Source organism: Amycolatopsis vancoresmycina (genome assembly GCF_000716785.1).
GTDB classification, from domain to species: domain Bacteria; phylum Actinomycetota; class Actinomycetes; order Mycobacteriales; family Pseudonocardiaceae; genus Amycolatopsis; species Amycolatopsis vancoresmycina.
The window spans coordinates 1-1,933 of sequence record NZ_JNYY01000046.1; the positions used below are offsets into that span (position 1 = coordinate 1).

At 55.9% G+C, this 1,933-nt stretch carries 1 rRNA gene; it reads left to right on the plus strand.

Annotated features, from left to right (window positions below):
- A 23S ribosomal RNA gene (locus OO60_RS44235) occupies nucleotides 1-1,824 on the plus strand; the annotation flags it as partial.
- Between the last annotated feature and the right edge of the window lie 109 nt (nucleotides 1,825-1,933).

Sequence of the window (1,933 nt, forward strand, 5' to 3'; positions counted from 1 at the left end):
GATGGGTAGGGGAGCGTCCTGCATCCAGGGAAGCCACGGTGGAAACCAGTGGTGGAGGGTGTGGGAGTGAGAATGCAGGCATGAGTAGCGAATGCAGAGTGAGAAACTCTGCCGCCGGATGACCAAGGGTTCCTGGGCCAGGCTAATCCGCCCAGGGTAAGTCGGGACCTAAGGCGAGGCCGACAGGCGTAGTCGATGGACAACGGGTTGATATTCCCGTACCCGAGCATGTGCGCCCATGACGAGGCGTTTGATACTAACCACCCAAAGCCATCAGCCAATGTCTTCGGACGGAGGTTGGTGTGTGGAGCGTGGGACCTGATTTCGTAGTAGTCAAGCGATGGGGTGACGCAGGAAGGTAGCTCCGCCAGGCGATGGTTGTCCTGGTATAAGCGTGTAGGCCGGAACATAGGCAAATCCGTGTTCCATGAGGCTGAGACGTGATGTGTAGCCGTTTGAGGCGAAGTAGAGTGATCCTATGCTGCCGAGAAAAGCCTCTAGTGAGTGCATGCACGGCCCGTACCCCAAACCAACACAGGTGGTCAGGTAGAGAATACCAAGGCGATCGGGTGAACTGTGGTTAAGGAACTCGGCAAAATGCCCCCGTAACTTCGGGAGAAGGGGGGCCAAACACCTTGAAGCCTCATTGCGGGCTAGGGGTGGGTGGCCGCAGAGACCAGCGGAAAGCGACTGTTTACTAAAAACACAGGTCCATGCGAAGTCGCAAGACGATGTATATGGACTGACGCCTGCCCGGTGCTGGAACGTTAAGAGGACCGGTTAACTCCTTCGGGGGTGAAGCTGAGAATTTAAGCGCCAGTAAACGGCGGTGGTAACTATAACCATCCTAAGGTAGCGAAATTCCTTGTCGGGTAAGTTCCGACCTGCACGAATGGCGTAACGACTTTCCGGCTGTCTCAACCACAGGCCCGGCGAAATTGCACTACGAGTAAAGATGCTCGTTACGCGCGGCAGGACGGAAAGACCCCGGGACCTTTACTATAGTTTGGTATTGGTTTTCGGTTCGGCTTGTGTAGGATAGGTGGGAGACTGTGAAGCTGCAACGCTAGTTGTGGTGGAGTCGTTGTTGAAATACCACTCTGGTCGAATTGGGAATCTGAACCTCGGGCCATGATCTGGTTCAGGGACAGTGCCTGATGGGTAGTTTAACTGGGGCGGTTGCCTCCTAAAGAGTAACGGAGGCGCCCAAAGGTTCCCTCAGCCTGGTTGGCAATCAGGTGTTGAGTGCAAGTGCACAAGGGAGCTTGACTGTGAGACAGACATGTCGAGCAGGGACGAAAGTCGGGACTAGTGATCCGGCACCTCCTGGTGGAAGGGGTGTCGCTCAACGGATAAAAGGTACCCCGGGGATAACAGGCTGATCTTGCCCAAGAGTCCATATCGACGGCATGGTTTGGCACCTCGATGTCGGCTCGTCGCATCCTGGGGCCGGAGTAGGTCCCAAGGGTTGGGCTGTTCGCCCATTAAAGCGGCACGCGAGCTGGGTTTAGAACGTCGTGAGACAGTTCGGTCCCTATCCGCCGCGCGCGTAGGATACTTGAGGAAGGCTGTCCCTAGTACGAGAGGACCGGGACGGACGAACCTCTGGTGTGCCAGTTGTTCCGCCAGGGGCATGGCTGGTTGGCCACGTTCGGAAGGGATAACCGCTGAAGGCATCTAAGCGGGAAGCCTGTTCCAAGATGAGGTATCCCACCCTTTGTGGGTTAAGGCCCCCAACAGACCATTGGGTTGATAGGCCAGAAATGGAAGCACAGTAATGTGTTGTCGAGTTGACTGGTACTAATAGGCCGAGGACTTGTCTACAAAGATGTTACGCATCCACTCTACGGTTCTGAAACACCACACGCCCGGTCCCATTCCGAACCCGGAAGCTAAGCCTGACAGCGCCGATGGTACTGCAACCGAAGGGTTG